Annotated in this window: 19 protein-coding genes; all 19 read right to left on the bottom strand. The window is 63.0% G+C overall.

Going from position 1 to position 15,071, the window contains the following annotated elements:
• Nucleotides 1-47: 47 nt before the first annotated feature.
• Nucleotides 48-1,049, bottom strand: coding sequence for a contractile injection system protein, VgrG/Pvc8 family (locus tag M2331_RS15100; protein ID WP_181561035.1), 1,002 nt, complete (start codon nt 1,047-1,049; stop codon nt 48-50).
• Nucleotides 1,046-1,456, bottom strand: a complete 411-nt coding sequence (locus M2331_RS15095) for a phage tail protein (protein ID WP_181561034.1) — start codon at nt 1,454-1,456, stop codon at nt 1,046-1,048. The genes M2331_RS15100 and M2331_RS15095 overlap by 4 nt, the downstream gene beginning before the upstream one ends.
• Nucleotides 1,457-1,468: 12 nt before the next feature.
• Nucleotides 1,469-3,817: a phage tail tape measure protein gene (locus M2331_RS15090; RefSeq protein WP_181561033.1), complete on the bottom strand. Its 2,349-nt coding sequence runs from the start codon at nt 3,815-3,817 to the stop codon at nt 1,469-1,471.
• A 2-nt stretch (nt 3,818-3,819) separates the two neighbouring features.
• On the bottom strand, nt 3,820-3,951 hold the full coding sequence (locus M2331_RS15085) for a GpE family phage tail protein (RefSeq protein WP_181561032.1): 132 nt from the start codon (nt 3,949-3,951) through the stop codon (nt 3,820-3,822).
• Between the two features lie 11 nt (nt 3,952-3,962).
• Nucleotides 3,963-4,268 (bottom strand): phage tail assembly protein, encoded by a 306-nt coding sequence (locus tag M2331_RS15080; RefSeq protein WP_181561031.1) that lies wholly within the window; start codon nt 4,266-4,268, stop codon nt 3,963-3,965.
• Between the two features lie 63 nt (nt 4,269-4,331).
• The gene (locus tag M2331_RS15075; protein ID WP_181561030.1) at nt 4,332-4,844 is read right to left on the bottom strand and encodes a phage major tail tube protein; all 513 of its coding nucleotides are present in this window, start codon (nt 4,842-4,844) and stop codon (nt 4,332-4,334) included.
• A gap of 39 nt (nt 4,845-4,883) precedes the next feature.
• Complete coding sequence (locus tag M2331_RS15070; RefSeq protein WP_181561029.1) at nt 4,884-6,053, bottom strand: phage tail sheath subtilisin-like domain-containing protein; 1,170 nt, start codon at nt 6,051-6,053, stop codon at nt 4,884-4,886.
• Between the two features lie 17 nt (nt 6,054-6,070).
• On the bottom strand, nt 6,071-6,421 hold the full coding sequence (locus M2331_RS15065) for a GPW/gp25 family protein (RefSeq protein ID WP_181561028.1): 351 nt from the start codon (nt 6,419-6,421) through the stop codon (nt 6,071-6,073).
• Nucleotides 6,418-7,002 (bottom strand): phage baseplate assembly protein V, encoded by a 585-nt coding sequence (locus tag M2331_RS15060; protein WP_264592420.1) that lies wholly within the window; start codon nt 7,000-7,002, stop codon nt 6,418-6,420. The genes M2331_RS15065 and M2331_RS15060 overlap by 4 nt, the downstream gene beginning before the upstream one ends.
• Before the next feature lie 590 nt (nt 7,003-7,592).
• Nucleotides 7,593-8,000, bottom strand: coding sequence for a response regulator (locus M2331_RS15055; protein ID WP_181561568.1), 408 nt, complete (start codon nt 7,998-8,000; stop codon nt 7,593-7,595).
• A gap of 155 nt (nt 8,001-8,155) precedes the next feature.
• On the bottom strand, nt 8,156-8,386 hold the full coding sequence (locus M2331_RS15050) for a hypothetical protein (RefSeq protein WP_264592419.1): 231 nt from the start codon (nt 8,384-8,386) through the stop codon (nt 8,156-8,158).
• A 10-nt stretch (nt 8,387-8,396) separates the two neighbouring features.
• Nucleotides 8,397-9,995, bottom strand: a complete 1,599-nt coding sequence (locus M2331_RS15045; RefSeq protein WP_181561025.1) for a tail fiber protein — start codon at nt 9,993-9,995, stop codon at nt 8,397-8,399.
• 11 nt (nt 9,996-10,006) lie between these two features.
• Complete coding sequence (locus tag M2331_RS15040; protein ID WP_181561024.1) at nt 10,007-10,558, bottom strand: phage tail protein I; 552 nt, start codon at nt 10,556-10,558, stop codon at nt 10,007-10,009.
• Nucleotides 10,555-11,550, bottom strand: coding sequence for a baseplate J/gp47 family protein (locus M2331_RS15035; protein ID WP_181561023.1), 996 nt, complete (start codon nt 11,548-11,550; stop codon nt 10,555-10,557). Before M2331_RS15035 ends, M2331_RS15040 begins: the two co-directional genes overlap by 4 nt.
• Nucleotides 11,551-11,626: 76 nt before the next feature.
• A complete protein-coding gene (locus M2331_RS15030) occupies nt 11,627-12,481 on the bottom strand; it encodes a phage antirepressor N-terminal domain-containing protein (RefSeq protein WP_181561022.1) in 855 nt (284 codons plus the stop codon).
• A 539-nt stretch (nt 12,482-13,020) separates the two neighbouring features.
• Complete coding sequence (locus M2331_RS15025; RefSeq protein ID WP_221266477.1) at nt 13,021-13,512, bottom strand: demethoxyubiquinone hydroxylase family protein; 492 nt, start codon at nt 13,510-13,512, stop codon at nt 13,021-13,023.
• A 153-nt stretch (nt 13,513-13,665) separates the two neighbouring features.
• Nucleotides 13,666-14,331: a phage virion morphogenesis protein gene (locus M2331_RS15020; protein WP_181561020.1), complete on the bottom strand. Its 666-nt coding sequence runs from the start codon at nt 14,329-14,331 to the stop codon at nt 13,666-13,668.
• A complete protein-coding gene (locus M2331_RS15015; RefSeq protein WP_181561019.1) occupies nt 14,328-14,846 on the bottom strand; it encodes a phage tail protein in 519 nt (172 codons plus the stop codon). Before M2331_RS15015 ends, M2331_RS15020 begins: the two co-directional genes overlap by 4 nt.
• Nucleotides 14,843-15,043, bottom strand: coding sequence for a hypothetical protein (locus tag M2331_RS15010; protein ID WP_181561018.1), 201 nt, complete (start codon nt 15,041-15,043; stop codon nt 14,843-14,845). Before M2331_RS15010 ends, M2331_RS15015 begins: the two co-directional genes overlap by 4 nt.
• Between the last annotated feature and the right edge of the window lie 28 nt (nt 15,044-15,071).

The raw sequence follows: 15,071 nt of genomic DNA, 5'->3' as shown, positions 1-15,071 counted from the left end.
CGCTAGCGAGGCAGAAATGAAGCTTGCTGTAAGCAAATGAGCCGCGCTCAGCCGGTTTCCATTTTCAGGCTCGAGACATAGCCGCCACTCTTATCGAGCCGATGCGTCACCTCGGTGATCAGCCATGTAGTGGCATCGATATCATCCTTGAAGCCGCTCACCGTCGCCCGCGCTTCGGGGGATGCGTCCGGCCGCCCCAGAGCAAGGCTGAGATCGAGCGTGGCGGGTGCTCGCTTGAGCCTATCGCGCTCGGCAATCGCGGCGCGCGTGGCGCTGGCCTCATCGGGATAGATCTTGCGCAGGCGCTTGGTGCCCTTCTTCTCGCCGACCGTCACGCTCTTGCGTTTCGCCTCACCGCGATCGTGCCAGCTTGCCGCGACGCCTTCCTGCCCCTCGCGCCTCTGCCGGTGCCATGAATGGCTCGAAACATGGCTGCGGGGGATCTCGATATGCGGGAGGGCCTTGCCGCCGGTGGTGGTGCCGGCGCCTTTGCGGGCAAAGATCAGGTGCCCATCCTTGATCGTCGCCACGGCATCATGCTCGCGGCCGAGCCGGCGCAGGAACGCCACGTCGCTCTCGCGGCTCTGCGCGATCGATGCCAGGGCGATCGACGACAGATCCGGCGCCACCTTCGCGGTAAGGCCATTGCGGCCCGCCACGTCGCGCAAAACCGCCCCCAGCGTGGTATCCTTCCAGCTGCCTTCGCGCCGATTGCGGATCTCGGATGTAAAGTCCGCCGATCGCGCGCGGATCGTGATCTGATCGGGCGGCCCGGCATGGGTCACATCATCCACCTTGAAGCTACCCTTGTGAACAAGGCCGATCGGCACATTGCGGCCCTGCTTCCACCCGATCTCGACGCTCAACACCGCGCCCTCTTTCGGAATCGCAAGACCGCCATCGGTATCGCTCAGCACGATATCGAGCTGATCGGCCTCATCATCGCGCCGCTCGGACAAGCTGAGCGAGACGAGGCGCGGGCGCAGCCGATCTGAGAGATCGACGCCATCGAGTGTCACGCGCCAGTCAGCGATATTGTGGCTCGTCATTGCGCAGCCTCGGGATCCTCTGGCGCTGGATCATCGACGCGCAGCAGATCAATCGCGAAATCGATGCGGCGCGGGCGACCATTGGCCATCAGAAAGGCATGGCGCTCATCGATCGCCTCGATCACGAAATTGCCAAGCACCTCGCCGGCGCCGCTCACCAGCGGAACGGCATCGCCAGCGCTTGCCATCTCGCGCAACTGGTCGATGCTAACTTGCCCATCGCTCAGCTCGGCATAGGTGGCGCCCGATAGCGAGATAGTCTCGGTGCCCGGCCCGGTAAACTGCACCGCGTCGCGCGCGCCCATGCGCGGGGCGCGAGCATGTAGCCAGTCCGCCTTGCGCTGCAGCTCATCGGGGGCGAGCGACCCCATCTCGAAAACGAACATGCCCAGAGCCATCAGATGCATCGCGCTGCCTCCTTAATCGTCTCCATAGCCCCGCCCACGCTTCTCGCGCTCGATCTGCCCAATGGCCCGGCGCACGGCATCGGCAATGTCTTCGGGCACGCCGGCGCCGCTCACCGTGATCTCGATATGATAGGTGGAGGATGCCGCAGCCGGCGCAGCAGATGCGCTGGCGCCGCCCTGTGCCGCAGCCGGTCCAGCGATCGCAACGGCCGCCCCACCGGCGCCCACGGCCAGCGCGCGCGTCATCTGGCCGGATAGTTCGGAGATCCGCTGCAGCGGCCCTGCGGTGTTTGCAGCAAGACCCTGATCGAGGCCTTCCATCACGAACCCGCCCAGCCCCGCGAACACGCGCGAGGGCGAATGGATGCCGAGCTTTTCCTTGAACCACTTCGCCACGCTGCTGGCCGCGCCGACAATCGTATCCTTGAGCGCCGCCAGCTTGCCCAGCATGCCGTTGATCAGGCCCTGAATGAGATCCCGGCCGATCTGGCCAAAGTCGAGAGAGCGCAGGAACCCCACCGCGTTCCGGATCGCGTCAAGAATGCCGCTCCACAGGCCGCTGAAATAGGCAACGATGCCGTCCCAGCTGTCATAGATGAGATAGGCAGCAGCGGCGACGGCAGCGACGGCCGCCACAATGAGCAGCAGCGGGCCGAGCGCGATTCCCAAGGGCGCGGCAGCGGCGGTAAGAGCGGCGAAGCCGAGCGCCAATGTGCCGAGAAGGATGAGCAGCGCCGCGCCGGCGCCGACGAACATCATGATGCCCTTGGCCAGCACCGGATGCTCCTGCGCCCAACTGCGCATGGTTTTGGCCGCACTGGCGACCATGCCAGCGACCTTCACCACCGTGGGGAGCAGATATTGCCCCATGGTGATGTTGAGCGCCTTGAGCCCGTTGGTGGCAAGGCCGGTGGCGCCCTCGGCCGTGGCGATCGCGCCGAGATATTCGGCATTCATCGAGCCGGCATAGCGGCTGCTATCGCCCACCAGTGCGAAGTTCTCCCGCAGCTGATCGAGATTGTTGAGCATCGGCGCGATCGCGCCGACGCTCTCGGATCCGAAGAGCTGCGTAAGGGTGGAAGCCTGCGCCTCTTTCGATAGGCTCTGCAGGCGACCGAGCACATCGAGGATCGCGCCCCCGGCGTCCTTCTGCATGGCCTTGCCCACCTGCTCGGCATCAAGACCCAGCGATGCGAACGCCTTCTGCTGCGATTTGGTGGCGGCGCTGCCCTTGGTGAGCGCCAGCATCATGTTCTTGATGCCCGTGGCGCCGATCTCGCTTTCAACGCCCACGCTCGAGAGCACTTGGCCCATGGAGGCGATCTGGGCTGCAGCCAGGCCACCCACCTTGCCGAGCGGGCCGATGCGCGTCACCATTTCGGTAACGGCGCCCACATTGCCGCCATAGGTGTTGGTGAGCGCGTTGATCTGATCGGCCAGCTCCACCACGCCATCTTGCGGCAGCTCGAACGCGGTGCGCCACTTAGCCATAGTCGCGCCGGCATCCTCGGCCGTGCTCTCAAAGGCCACGCCCATTTTAGCCGCATCCTCGGCAAAGCGCAGCAGCTCCTCGCGCGGCACGTTCGCGCGCCCGGCGGCCGCCACGATCGCAGCGATGCCCTCGGCCGCCATCGGGATCCGCTCGCTCATGTCCAGGATATCGCTGGTCATCTGCGCGAAGGCTTGCGGGGAATCGAAATCCACCACCTTGCGCACGTCGGCCATCGCGGCCTCGAGCGTCATCGCCTGTTTGGTTGCCATGACGATCGGCGCGCCGGCGGCGGTGCCGGCGGCCACCATGCCGAGGCCAAGGCCGGTCGCCTTGGCGCTCACCTCATTGAGCCGATCGGTGTTGCGCTGTGCCTTCGCCACCTTGTCGAGCTGCTCGGTCTGGCGCTTCAGAGCCTGATTGGCATCGTGCGTGCGCAGCGCCAGATCATTCTCGTGGCGCGCGAGGTCCGCTACGTCGATGCCGGCCTCGCCTAGCTGCCGGGAGAGCTGCTGCAGCTCATCGCCGCCCCTGTCGACCTTGGCCGTGAGAAGGGCGGTTTGCTTTTCAGCCCGCGCGAACTCGTTGCGCAGCTTTTTGGTCGGCGCCTCGGTCTTTTCGAGCGTAGCGCGCAGCTCTTCCATTTTCGCGCGCTGCTGCGCCAGTGCCTGCTTGTCGGCGGCAAAGCGGCCCTCGGCTGCCTTGTATTTCCCCACCTGCTGCTGCGCCGCATCGAGCTTTTGCAGCTGCTTGTGCGTCTCGGCCAGATCCTTGCGCGCGTTCGAGCTGGCGCCCGTGATCGCCTTGAGCGGTGCGGTCACGCGATCGAGGCCCTCGAGGATGACCTGCAGGCGAAGGTTCTTGGATGCCATGACTAGCGCTTTCCGGGTTTCTCAGGGGGCCTTGATCGGCGGGCGGCATGCTCACGCCAGCCCAGCAGCTCGCTCACGCTCATTTCGTCCATGACGGCCGGCGACCAGTGGAAGGTGATCGCCAGATCCGCCATGGCATCCTCGATCAGTCGTGGAGCGCCGCCTTCTGCGATCTCTGCAGCAAAAAACTCCCAATCTCGGCGCCGCATGCGAGCAGATCCGACGGGTCAAGATTGGCCACCTCGGCTTCGGTCAGCACAGGGCTTGAAATACGCGGCAGGATCTTGGTGAGTGCGTCCACCTTGAGCTGGCCGAGGTCGACCAATGAAAGGCCACGCAGCTCGCCCGACTTGGGCTTGCGCAGCTGGATACTGTCGATCGACTGTTCGCCCCGCTGAATAGGCGTGTCGAGAGTGACGGTGCGAAAGATCGGCTCAGCCGGGTTGGTCATGATGCTGCTCTCCAGAAGGTCAAAGGGGGGCGCGGCCCGGCCGGTGAAGCCGAGCCGGGACGATTAGAATAGGCCGATGGCGTTGCGCTGGGCTGCGAGACGATCGACGCCGTCCACGATCTCGATCATGTTGATGAAATCGATCTCGATCTCAGTGCGGCCGTTCCAGATCAGCTTGTAATAGGCGATCGCCACCGTGGCGCTGAACTCGCCCGGCTCGCCCACCTCCTGATCGCCCATCTCGATTTCGCTATAGCGCCCGCGCATCACCACCTCGATCGCATCCACCGCGCCGCTGTCGTCCTGTTGATAGGCGCCGGCAAAGCGCAGATAGACGCCATCGACGGTCTGAATGCCAAACTGGCGCAGGGCGTCGCGCAGCGGGCCGCCGGCGGTGAAGGAAGCCGAGAGCGCCTCCATGCCCATATCGAGGCTGATTGGCGCGCCCATGCCCCCGCCGCGATATTCTTCCATCTTGCGGGTCAGCGTGGGCAAGGTCACCGTCTTGACCTCGCCCAGATAGGCCGAACCTTCGTTGAACAGCATCATATTTTTGAGAGTGCGGGGCAGGCCCATGATTTGCTCCTATGATCGGGGAAAGAGGATGGCGGGCGATCAGGCCTCGCTCAGCGCCGCGCTGAAATCGGCCAGATATTTGTCCGTGATGCGCTGATTGAAGCCGAGATCCTCGAGCGGCGGCGGCACCGTGTAATCATAATCGATGCGCAGCTTGCCGGCCTTGAGGCTCTCCACCGAGTTGAGCGCGGAATCGAACCACGCATTGGCGCCCAGCACCACGCCCTGCGCCTTGAGCTGGCGGAAAAAGCCGTTGATCGTCTCGATGATATCGCGGGTGAGCGACGGGGTGAGCGGCTTATCCACCGCCCACAACATGCCCTTGGCAATCGTATCGGTGAGCAGCTGCGCCACGCGCACCGTGCTCTCATACTTATAGAGGCTGGTATCCGCTGCGCAGGTGCGGTTGCCCCAGAAGCGATAGCCGGCATCGGTGCGGATGAGGCTGGTGACGTGGGCCTGATTGAGCACCCCCACATCGCTCGCCATGTTCTCGATGTCCCAATAGAAATCCTTGGTGATGCCAAGGACGCCGGGCACCGGGACATTCGAGAGGGTCTTTTGCGGCCCATATTGCTGATCGATCAGCGCGCGCATGGCGCCGGCATAGGCAGCTGCATGGCCGGTGACATTGGCGCTGGTGGCCGTATCCCAGACCAGCCAGTCCGGCGTGATCAGCATCAGCTCGCGCTCATCGAAATTGGCGCGATAAAGGCCGGCCTCGGCCACGGTGTCGCCGACGACGCGGGCATAAGCGAAAGCGCGCAGCTTCTTTGCCACCACGGCCAGTGCCTTGGTGACCGCCTGCGTCTCGAGGCCGGGCGCGATCAGGATTTTGGGCTGAGCCGTCGTCTGGGCGCGCGCTGCGAGCAAGGCCTGCATACCGGTCTTTTCGCCGGCCACGTCGCCGCCAATCACATTGCTGGCCGTCTCGGCCGCGTCGCCGCCCTCTTCCACGCGCACCACCACCACGGGCGTGCTCACGATCGCGCTGATCGCGCGCAGCGAGCTGGCGAGCGTGCCGTTGGCGCCGGCCTTGCTGATCGCATCGGCAAGATCCGTGATCAGCACGGGCTTATCCAGCGGGAAGGTCGCCGCGTTCGCATCGCTGGCGATCGCGACAAGGCCGATGACGGCGGTGGCCACGGCGCTGATCGTGCGCGCGCCGGTATCGATCTCGGTGATGGTGATGCCGTGCTTGAAAGCCATTGCTCGGTTCCTCGATTTTAAGCGTTGAGGGGGTAAGTGAGGCGCAGCCGGGCGTTCGGCGCAGGGGCATCCGTGCGCTCGGCATCGATGGTGAGTGAGGCAGTGCCAGGGCGATCGCCCGCAACCAGCTGGACGCGCCGCAGGCGCAGGCGCTTTTCCCAGCGCGAGAGTGCCAGTGCCGTGGCTGCATAGAGGCGCAGAATGTTCGGCGCCGTCATTGGCCGGTCGATCAGCTCGGGCAGCAGCGAGCCATATTCGCGGCGCCCGACGCGCGCGCCGATTGCCGTGCCGAGAATGTCGCTCACGGACTGGCGGATATGGTCTGGCCCGTCGAGCGGGGCGCCCGTGCGGCGATCCATCCCGCTCATGCCGGTGGCCCGCTTTGTGCCGCGCCGACCGTCACGCCGCTGTGGCGGTGGCTCTTGAGGCTCTTGCCGTCCGCCAGCACATCCTGCTCGGCCGTCAGCGTGCCGCTCATGCTGATATCGCCCTCAAGGCTGATATCACCCTCGATCGTCACATTGCCTTTGATGGTGATGCCTCGGGGCGCCTCGATCTGGGCCGTGCCGCCGGCAGGCAGCGTCGCGCGCAAAGAATGGGCCGCCTGATCATATTCGATCACCGCGCCGTCATTGAGGGCCAGCTGCACGAGATCGGGATTGGTCGAGGGTGCCGGGTGCGCGTTGCTGTAGAGGCCGAGCACCACCAGCCCGTTCGCCAGATCGCCCTCGGGCGCCAGCACCACGCACTGCTCGCCAACGGTCGGCGGCGACCATGAGCGGACGCCGCCGGCACGCTGGGCGAGCCATGGCAGCTCGCCGGTGGTGATCTCGCCAATGGCCACGGTGCAGGTGGCGTTCGCAGGATCCACGGAGGCGATCGCGCCCAGCTGGATCACTTCGCCGGTGGTGTGCTCAAGGTCGGAAGGGTTGCGCATGGGCAGGACCATGCCGCGCGGTTATCGCTCATGCGCGGGGCTTCATCGGGTGAGAACGTCTCGCCCGATGAAGATGATTGAGCTCGGACAGTGGTAGGCAGGCGGCTGTTGCCCCTCAAGCCCCTCCAAGGCGTTCCGGCACGTTGATCGATACAGTTGAGGCCGATTTTTGCCCGAAGGGACAGGTACTGCGGGGCAGCTTATCGGGCTAGTTGCGCCCATGATCAGACTTCGATTTCGGGATTCCGGGATGCGCCTGTTGCAGCAAGCTTGCGCCGAGATGGCAAAGAAAATGAGCGATAATGAGCTGGCTTGGATGGCACGACGAAGTGCAGCGGCCAATTGTGTGTCTGCGCTTCAAGCTGCCGTTCTGGATGAAGCGGCCCGTCGCGGCATTCAGCCATTGTCGCTGACACGCGTAGCACAGGACTAAAGGAGCATCGCCACAATCGCGAGGGCGGAAATCGCGAGGAAAACTGCAGCTATGGCAAAATTCCCTCCGCAACCTGAAGATGAAGGACGTTCCTGGTCATCGTTGCTTGATGGCATGGATTACTCTGTTGTTTCCAAAGGGTCGCGTGCAAAGCCAGCGGATTGTGAGACTAAACCGCCGTTCTGAGCGGCTCGGGCTTTTTGCCGTCTGGGAGGGTTGCGCGAAGATGATCGTGGACCATTTGCGTACTGAAGGGCTTGGAAACAAAGGTCGCGCGGTCCGGCATGTCGCCTGGTGCGGGCGTTATCCTACCGCTGGCAATGACAATTTCGATGTGTGGCCAGTGCTCAGCGACGTGACGTGCCAATGCAAAGCCATCGATGCCGCCGGGCATTTCGATATCCGAAAAAAGCAAAATGATTGAAGCGGAATGTCCGGCAAGCAGTTTGACCGCAGCTTGCCCATCAGATGCATCGAAACAGCGAAACCCGGCGTCCTCCAGAATATTGCAGGCATGCATCAGGATCAGCGCGTCATCGTCGACTACAAGAGCAGCAAGGGTTGTTGATTTCTCCACTTCCGGCAAACAAACTTGATGAATGTTAGTTTCACCGATGCCGGTTAATCACCACCTAATTGCCAAATAGAGAAGGCAACTGGTCGTTTTTTCAATGACCGATGCAAGTTGGCATCACCTGTCATGACCATCGCGGGTCGAATGAAGGCACGGGTTTACTCAGTGCCTGATGAGTGCGGCGGGGCAGAGGTGATGACGCCGACCCTGATCTTTTCCGCTACGCCCCGCGCTACCTCATTGACGCGCTCGACGGTTGCGGCGCGATCATGCGTGCCGTTTTCCTTGATCACGGCGTTAACGGGGCGCTTGTGTTCAATCTCACCCAGCATGAATGTGACGGGCACTGTGCCGGTCGCGCTGTCGAGCGCGCCAATCTTGATGGTCATGTCTTTCATTTCAAACGCCTTTGGTCTGGATGCGAACATATTGGCCATAGTTCACGGCCGAATAGATGGTGACGTGCGAGGTCGTGGCCGAGACGATGCCAACGGTCTGCTGGGCGTTGTTTTCGCCATTGTTGATCGACATGGCGATGACGGGATTCACCCACGAGCTATGCGCGACGGGAAGCGCCCATGTCGCCGCGCTGTCGGCGGGCACCCAGAGCATCGTCCAGCATTCCTTGAGGCCGTTCGAGTGGACAACATAGCCATCGGTGGCAGACAGATTTTGCGCAACAAATCGATCGAAAGCATCGGCGTGAAGGCCGTCCAGCATATCGGCATCCATCCCGGAGCCAGCTCCGTCGTTGCCCGAATGCCAAAGGACATGGCCGACGCCGCCTAAACTCCATCCGCCGATCTTGAGTTGATTATCAATGTCCATCCCGAAATAGAACGCATGAGTGCCGGGGCGGTGAAAGGCCATGAATGCGCCACCGCCCGCGCTGGCCGTTACCTCTAGCTCGGCACCACCCGACGCGCCGATCCAACTACTACCAGCGCGCCCGGCGTTGAAAATTATATAGCCGTACGCTGTGTCCCCGTTCTTATTCAGAGGCGTGTAGCCGAGCCGGTCGATAATGTTGGTGTAATAGGCGCCTTGCTGGCCATCGAGCAGATCCGCATCGATGCCCGACCCAGCGCCATCAACCGTCAGCAGCTTCGAGCGCACATCGGAAGCAGTATAGGCCGTGGAATTGAGCGGCGTGTAGCCGAGCCGGGCAGTGATATTGGTGTAAAAGCTGGGCAACTGGCCAGCCAGCAGACCGGCATCGAGGCCGGAGCCAGCGCCGTCATTGTTCGGCCCCCACGGCACAAACCCAAGGCGGGCCGGAATGTCAGCATAATAAGCGCCATGCTGGCCATCGAGCAGATCCGCGTCAAGGCCGCCGCCGGCGCCTTCGTCTTTAAGCGCGCCACTTTTGATCCCAAGGGCCAGGCGCATTGCAGCCGCCGAAGCGGTGGAGAGCAGGCCTTTCATGAAGGCCGACGGGTTTCCCTCGCCGAAGCGCGCGTTGAGCCAGCTCGTCACGGCATCTTTCAGGCCCTTGGGATGCACCGCGCGCGAGGTGTCCACGCCCGCCATGGTTTCCGCCGGCGTCGCCAGCTCCACCACCCCCTGCACCTCCTCGGTTGCAGGCGGGTTGATGAAGTTGGCATCGCCAAAGCTGATCTGGGCGGCATCGATATCGGCAAAGGCAATGTCGATCGCGAGTAGCATCATCGCCTGCGCGGACTTCTCCACAACCGGCGCAGCTTGGCCATAGATGGCGAACAGCGTGCCATCGGCGAGATAGAGGCCGAAGCTGCGCAGCGCGTAGCTATCAGCCGTTTCGTCGCGCACAATGAGGTGGATCATGTCATCAGCCACCACATCGCCGGAGATTGTCGAGATGCGTTTGATCTCGCCGGGAATGGCGGTGGCGCTGGCTGAAGGCACGACGGCGGTGGCCGTGATGCCGGCTTGCGTGATCACCACCGGATTAGTGCCGTTGTTCGCGGCATTGACCAGAGCAGCGCGCCCGGCATCGGTGACAATGATAGAAAGAGCCATGGAACCTCCGATTAGGCGGCCGGCGCGGCGCAGCTGAGCCGGGCGAGCAGCGCAGGCCTCGCGCGCGCGACAAGGCCGATGCCGCCGCGCGCCGTGATGCCCTGGGTGAATGTGAAGTGAGAGCGAACCGGCTTGGCGCGGCTCACCTCGGCAATGACCTGATCGACAAAGGCTGCGCTTGCCGGGGCGCCAGCCTGCTCAAGATTGAGCAGCAGCTCGAATGTGTGCGGGATTCCGCGCGGCTCCTGCTGCCACCACTCGCGGATCGCGACCGAGCCGCCAAAGCTCTGCACCACGCTGCGCACGCTGGCGGCGGTGCCCTTCTGGCGCGCGATCGGGATCGCCTTGCGCACGCGCTCGCGCTTGATCGCCTCCGACCAGTCCGATGACCAGTTATCGAGGCTGAGGCCCCAAGCCAGCCACGGCAGATGCTCGATTGGATTGAGATCTGGCGACCATGTTTCTCGAATCGGCACCGGGATATCGAGCGCTGCGGCGATCACCTGCTCGAGCGCTTTCTCGAGCTGGGTTGAGCCGGATGGCAGGATGCTGGGCGCGGTCATTCGCCCGTGCCCGCATAGGTGAGCGAGATCCCGGTGCAGAAGGGTGCCTGCGTCCGGCTGATGATGAGATCCGCGGTGGGATGGGCCAGCACGACATTCTGCACGCCTTCAACGTGCAAAGCCGCGTGCAGGCCCGAAATCGTAATATCGCGGCCGATCCGGTGGCTCTCTTCCACATAGCGATCGAGGCGCGCGCGCGCGGCATCGAGCACCACCGCGCCATCTGGCCCGCTAAATGTGGTGAGCGTCGCATCCACCTCGAAACCGACGATCTCGGCTGACTGCGCGATCACATGATCCGTGAGCGGCCTGATCGTCTCATCGGAGAGGTGCGCCTCAACGATGGCGATCAGCGCTGGGGAAGCCTCGCCAGTCTCTGCGCGTGAGAGTACAGAGACGACGACTTGGCCGGGCCATGTGGCGCTATCGAGCGCCAGCGTCATGGCATTGACCAGCGCCGGATTGGCATCGTGATCCGCGAGTACTGAAAGCACGAGCGCGCGGATGTCATCAGGCTCGGGGCTGGTGGCGCTGGCATCGAGCACGAGCGGATCGGCGCTGAGCGCGTGGAAGATGTAGGCCCCTTCCGGCCCGGCGACGGAATAACCCTCGGGCGCCAGCACCATGCGCCGCCGGAAATCGGCATCGCTCTCCATGACGGCCGGGATCCCCAGCTCAGTGTTGGCCGGCGTGAGCGTGAGGCGGGCAATGCCGAACAGCGCAGCGATGTTGTCGAGATCCGCGCCGGTGGCATAAGCCGGCATGACGGCACGGGCGGCATCGTTGACGCGCTGGCGCAGCAGCTGGGCGAGATAGGCGGTAACCTGCAGCAGCTTGGTGGCAGGGTCGCTATCGCGCGCCTCGAAATCAGGCATGCGCGCCTGCATCTGCGCCACCGCTTCGGCGAGGATCGTCTCGAAGTGGAGCTTTTCGATCACATCGGGCGCGGGAAGGCGCGAGAGATCGACTGCAGTGAAAGTTGCATCAGCCATGCCGGCCATTTCGGCCGAGGCAGGCGCCCTATTCTATGAGGCGCATCGGGCGAGACGCTCTCGCCCGATGAAGGCGCTAGGTCGGTTCGGGTAGGGCCGCCGCATCCTTGAGGAATACCCAACAGCTTACAGCTTTGGGCAGCAGGCGGCTGTTGACGGATTTGATGGCCATGAAGCGCGGGTGTTCGCTCAGGCGCATGCTTTCTCGCAGGGGCTTGTTGATCTCAACACCGATTCCGTGCGCGCGAAACAGCGCCTTCAGTTCGGGCAGGGAGACGGCGAGCAGGTCCGCCCGGCGGCTGTGGTTCACGTCGACGCCAAGCCCGGCCAGCAATTCCAGCCCGTGCCAGAAGGCGCGGAGTTGATCGGGCGCCGTGGGCGCGTCGCTGCCCAACTGGTCGAGCGGTGGCGTCTCGATGCCGATCTGGCCGCACAGGCCCGCGAGCATGGCGTGGACCATCCGTCGATCAGCGGCATTGCTGGTACGCTGGAGACGCGCGCTCAGCCGCATGGCCTGATTTTGCAGAGCAATGAGATCGCGCACCGGGCTGTAAGCCGGTTCGGCCTGACGGATCGGGCCGTGGAAATGCTCGAAGATAACGCGGAAGGCGCGACGCTGATACTCGATGATGAGCGCGCGCTTATCTTCGTCGGCGATCCGGTCTGGGCTGATCGTGACAAGCCAACCATGGAAGGCCTCAAGTTCGAGGGCGGTCGCTTCCTGCATCCCGCCGGGGGAAGGTATTCGCGTTACACGAACACCTTCAGACAGAACTGGGTGACGCTTGATGCGCTCAAATTGGCCGTGCCACGCTAAGCCTAGCGCCTCAACGATCGGCTTCATGACAACGTGAACGCCTGCCTCATCGCGAACGGTAAGGATCTGCTGATCGTTGAAAGGCACGATCTCGAATCTTTGATGGATGCTCATATCAGTGCATCAATGGCCGATGGAAAGGCTGCACATCAAGAAGCGCGGCTTCTGCCCGCGCGAGTTGCACGAGCAAATCGTTCCGCACAGCCATGATGGTGGCACAGCGGATTGTGCAGGCTGCGCAAGCTTTATCGCAGAATGGTGCTGCCCGCAGGGTTTCGCTTTGGCGCGCAGAATTGCAGGGTGTATAAGAATGGGAAGCCATGACGTTGCTCCTCGTAAGCACGATGTGGTCAGGGCCGGCGGGAAGTTCGCGCTTCCCTCCGGCCTGATTACTTGATATCAACAATGCATGAGTGGATCAAGTGAAGATATCAAGAAATCATCGAGGGGTCGACCGCGCGTAGATACCACGCCGGTTATGGTTCGGATGGCTGCTGAAGAGTTATCGGCTATAGATGCCTGGATTGCGGCGCAGGGGCCGCCATTCGTAAGTCGTCCCGAAGCGATCCGCCGTCTGGTCGACAGAGCGCTTGAGGCAAAATGACTGTATTCTCGCGCCATTAGCCGCCTGTCCGGACACGACAACAAAGCGGTCATCTCATGCCAAAGCGAATGACCGCCTCGGTTGATATCTTTACAACGAACACAAGTAGCTTGTTCAAAGCCTGACTCTGTTGAAGGCTTGTGACGGCACTGTCATGATGTTCCTGCTCATCGGCGATGATCGCGGCGACACAAAGAAAGGCGTCTTCATTCGTATTTCCAAGAAAATCCAATTGATGTCGCAGGTGTTCCAAAACGACACTCTCAACAGCATAGGTAGTAGCATGGATCGCCTGACGGCCCATGAAGCCGGTAAGCAGACCAAGAGCAAATCCGCCGATGCCACAAGCATGATAGCTGATGCACCGCCTCACGTTCCATCTTTGTAGTTGCTCAGCAAAGAGCCTTCGATGCCTCTGTTCGTGGGTCTGGTTCTCTCTGATACCAGGAACCAAATCCCTTGCGACCAATCTCGCACCGATCACTTGCGCTCGATATATGTTTACGGCCCCATTCTCGCCTGCGTGATCAACTTTGATCATCTTCTCGGGCATTGTTTTCGCAGGACGTGGCATCGGACACATCTAGCAGATGGTCTTCAAAAGGAAATCGATTGGAAGGTCAGCTCCCCACGCCAAACTGGACGTCCGATAAGCTTAACAGCATTGGCGAAAGCCGCCCTTGGATCACCCCCGTCACGTCGAGCCGAGCTGTTGATAAAGCACGTTGATGAGCATTTCCCGGTCCGCCTCGGTCGCCCCGATCATTTCGCGTTTGGGATAAGAAATCGCACGGGCGCGCAGCGAGGGCTTATCGCGAAGGCCGTGCTGGTGGATGCCGGCGATCTCGCTCGCTTTCCCGCTGAAGCCCACCCAGAAGCCGCGATCGTCCACGCCAGAGCGGAGATAGCGGCCTGATGAGAGCCGCCGGAACATAGCGCGGCGGCGCAGGCCGCCCTTGCGACGCAATGTGCTGCCGCCGCCCCCGCGATATTCCTCGGGCACGGGAAGCCACTTCACCACCTTGTCGAAGTGGAAAGAGCGAATGCCGCCGGCCTCCACATCGAAGCCGGTCATCTTGCGATCGCTGTCCCATGAGAAGCCGCGCATGATGACGCGGCGCACGCCGCTGCTCGATGGATAGAGGAAGCATGCCGGGCCGCGCGAGGGAATGGCAGGCGCCTTTTGCTTGCGCTGCTCAAAGGCGCTGCCATCGGGCGCGCGCTGGGCGGCGATGCGCTGGCGCTGGCTCAACGCAAGGCGCTGGGCCATCTTGCGCAGCATGGCGCGGCGTTCGCCGGCGCTCAGCGCCCGCACGATCGCGCCGGCCATCGCCTCCAGCTCGAGCAGTTCCTCGCTCATGCGTCTGGCGGGATCGCCGGTGTTAGAATGGCGCCAGGCGCTTCACTCGCCACGAGCGGCTCAGTGCCGCCCCAGCCTTGAAGGAACGGATTGTCGATGCCCGGGAACGTCTCAAACACGGGCGGCTCAGCCGGGTGTTCAAGGTCAAAGCCGGTGCCATCCTCGCGGGGCTTGGCGATCACGCGCTCGGTGAGATCGATCGAGATCAGGATATCGCTGGCGTCGCTGTCCAGCAGCTCGGCCTCGAAGGTGAAGGGCGTCGCATCGCGATCACGCAGGCGCTCGGGCTGCTCTGTCTCCAGCCAGATCAGCAGTGGCAGCATGAGACTATCGGCCGAACCGGCAAAATCCCAGAGGCCCACCTGCAGCTTGTAGGCATATTCAAAGCTATGGGAGCGCGACTGCAGTGCGCGGACGCTGCCGCTCTCGACATAGATGGCGAGGCGATCCGGGTGCGTCTGCAGCTCGGGCAGATATGCAGTGAGGTGGGCGCGAAGGCTTGCCGGTTTTTTCATCGGCGCGGATCCGCGCAGGCGCCCGGCCCATGCCAGCGGATGACGCGCAGCAGCTGATCGCGCGTGTCGGCATAGGCCGTGGCCAGGGCAATGAGCGCCGATCGCACCGCCGGCGGGATTGTGGCCGATGCATTGCTCGGGAATGGCGCAGGCGCCGCCGGGCAGGCGAGCAGATCCGCCGGCGGCGTGTCTTTCACTTCCACCGCAATGACGGCCGGCGCCGTT

It is taken from the genome of Sphingobium sp. B10D7B (assembly GCF_025961955.1).
Classification (GTDB): domain Bacteria; phylum Pseudomonadota; class Alphaproteobacteria; order Sphingomonadales; family Sphingomonadaceae; genus Sphingobium.
This window is presented reverse-complemented; position numbering and strand designations above follow the sequence as displayed.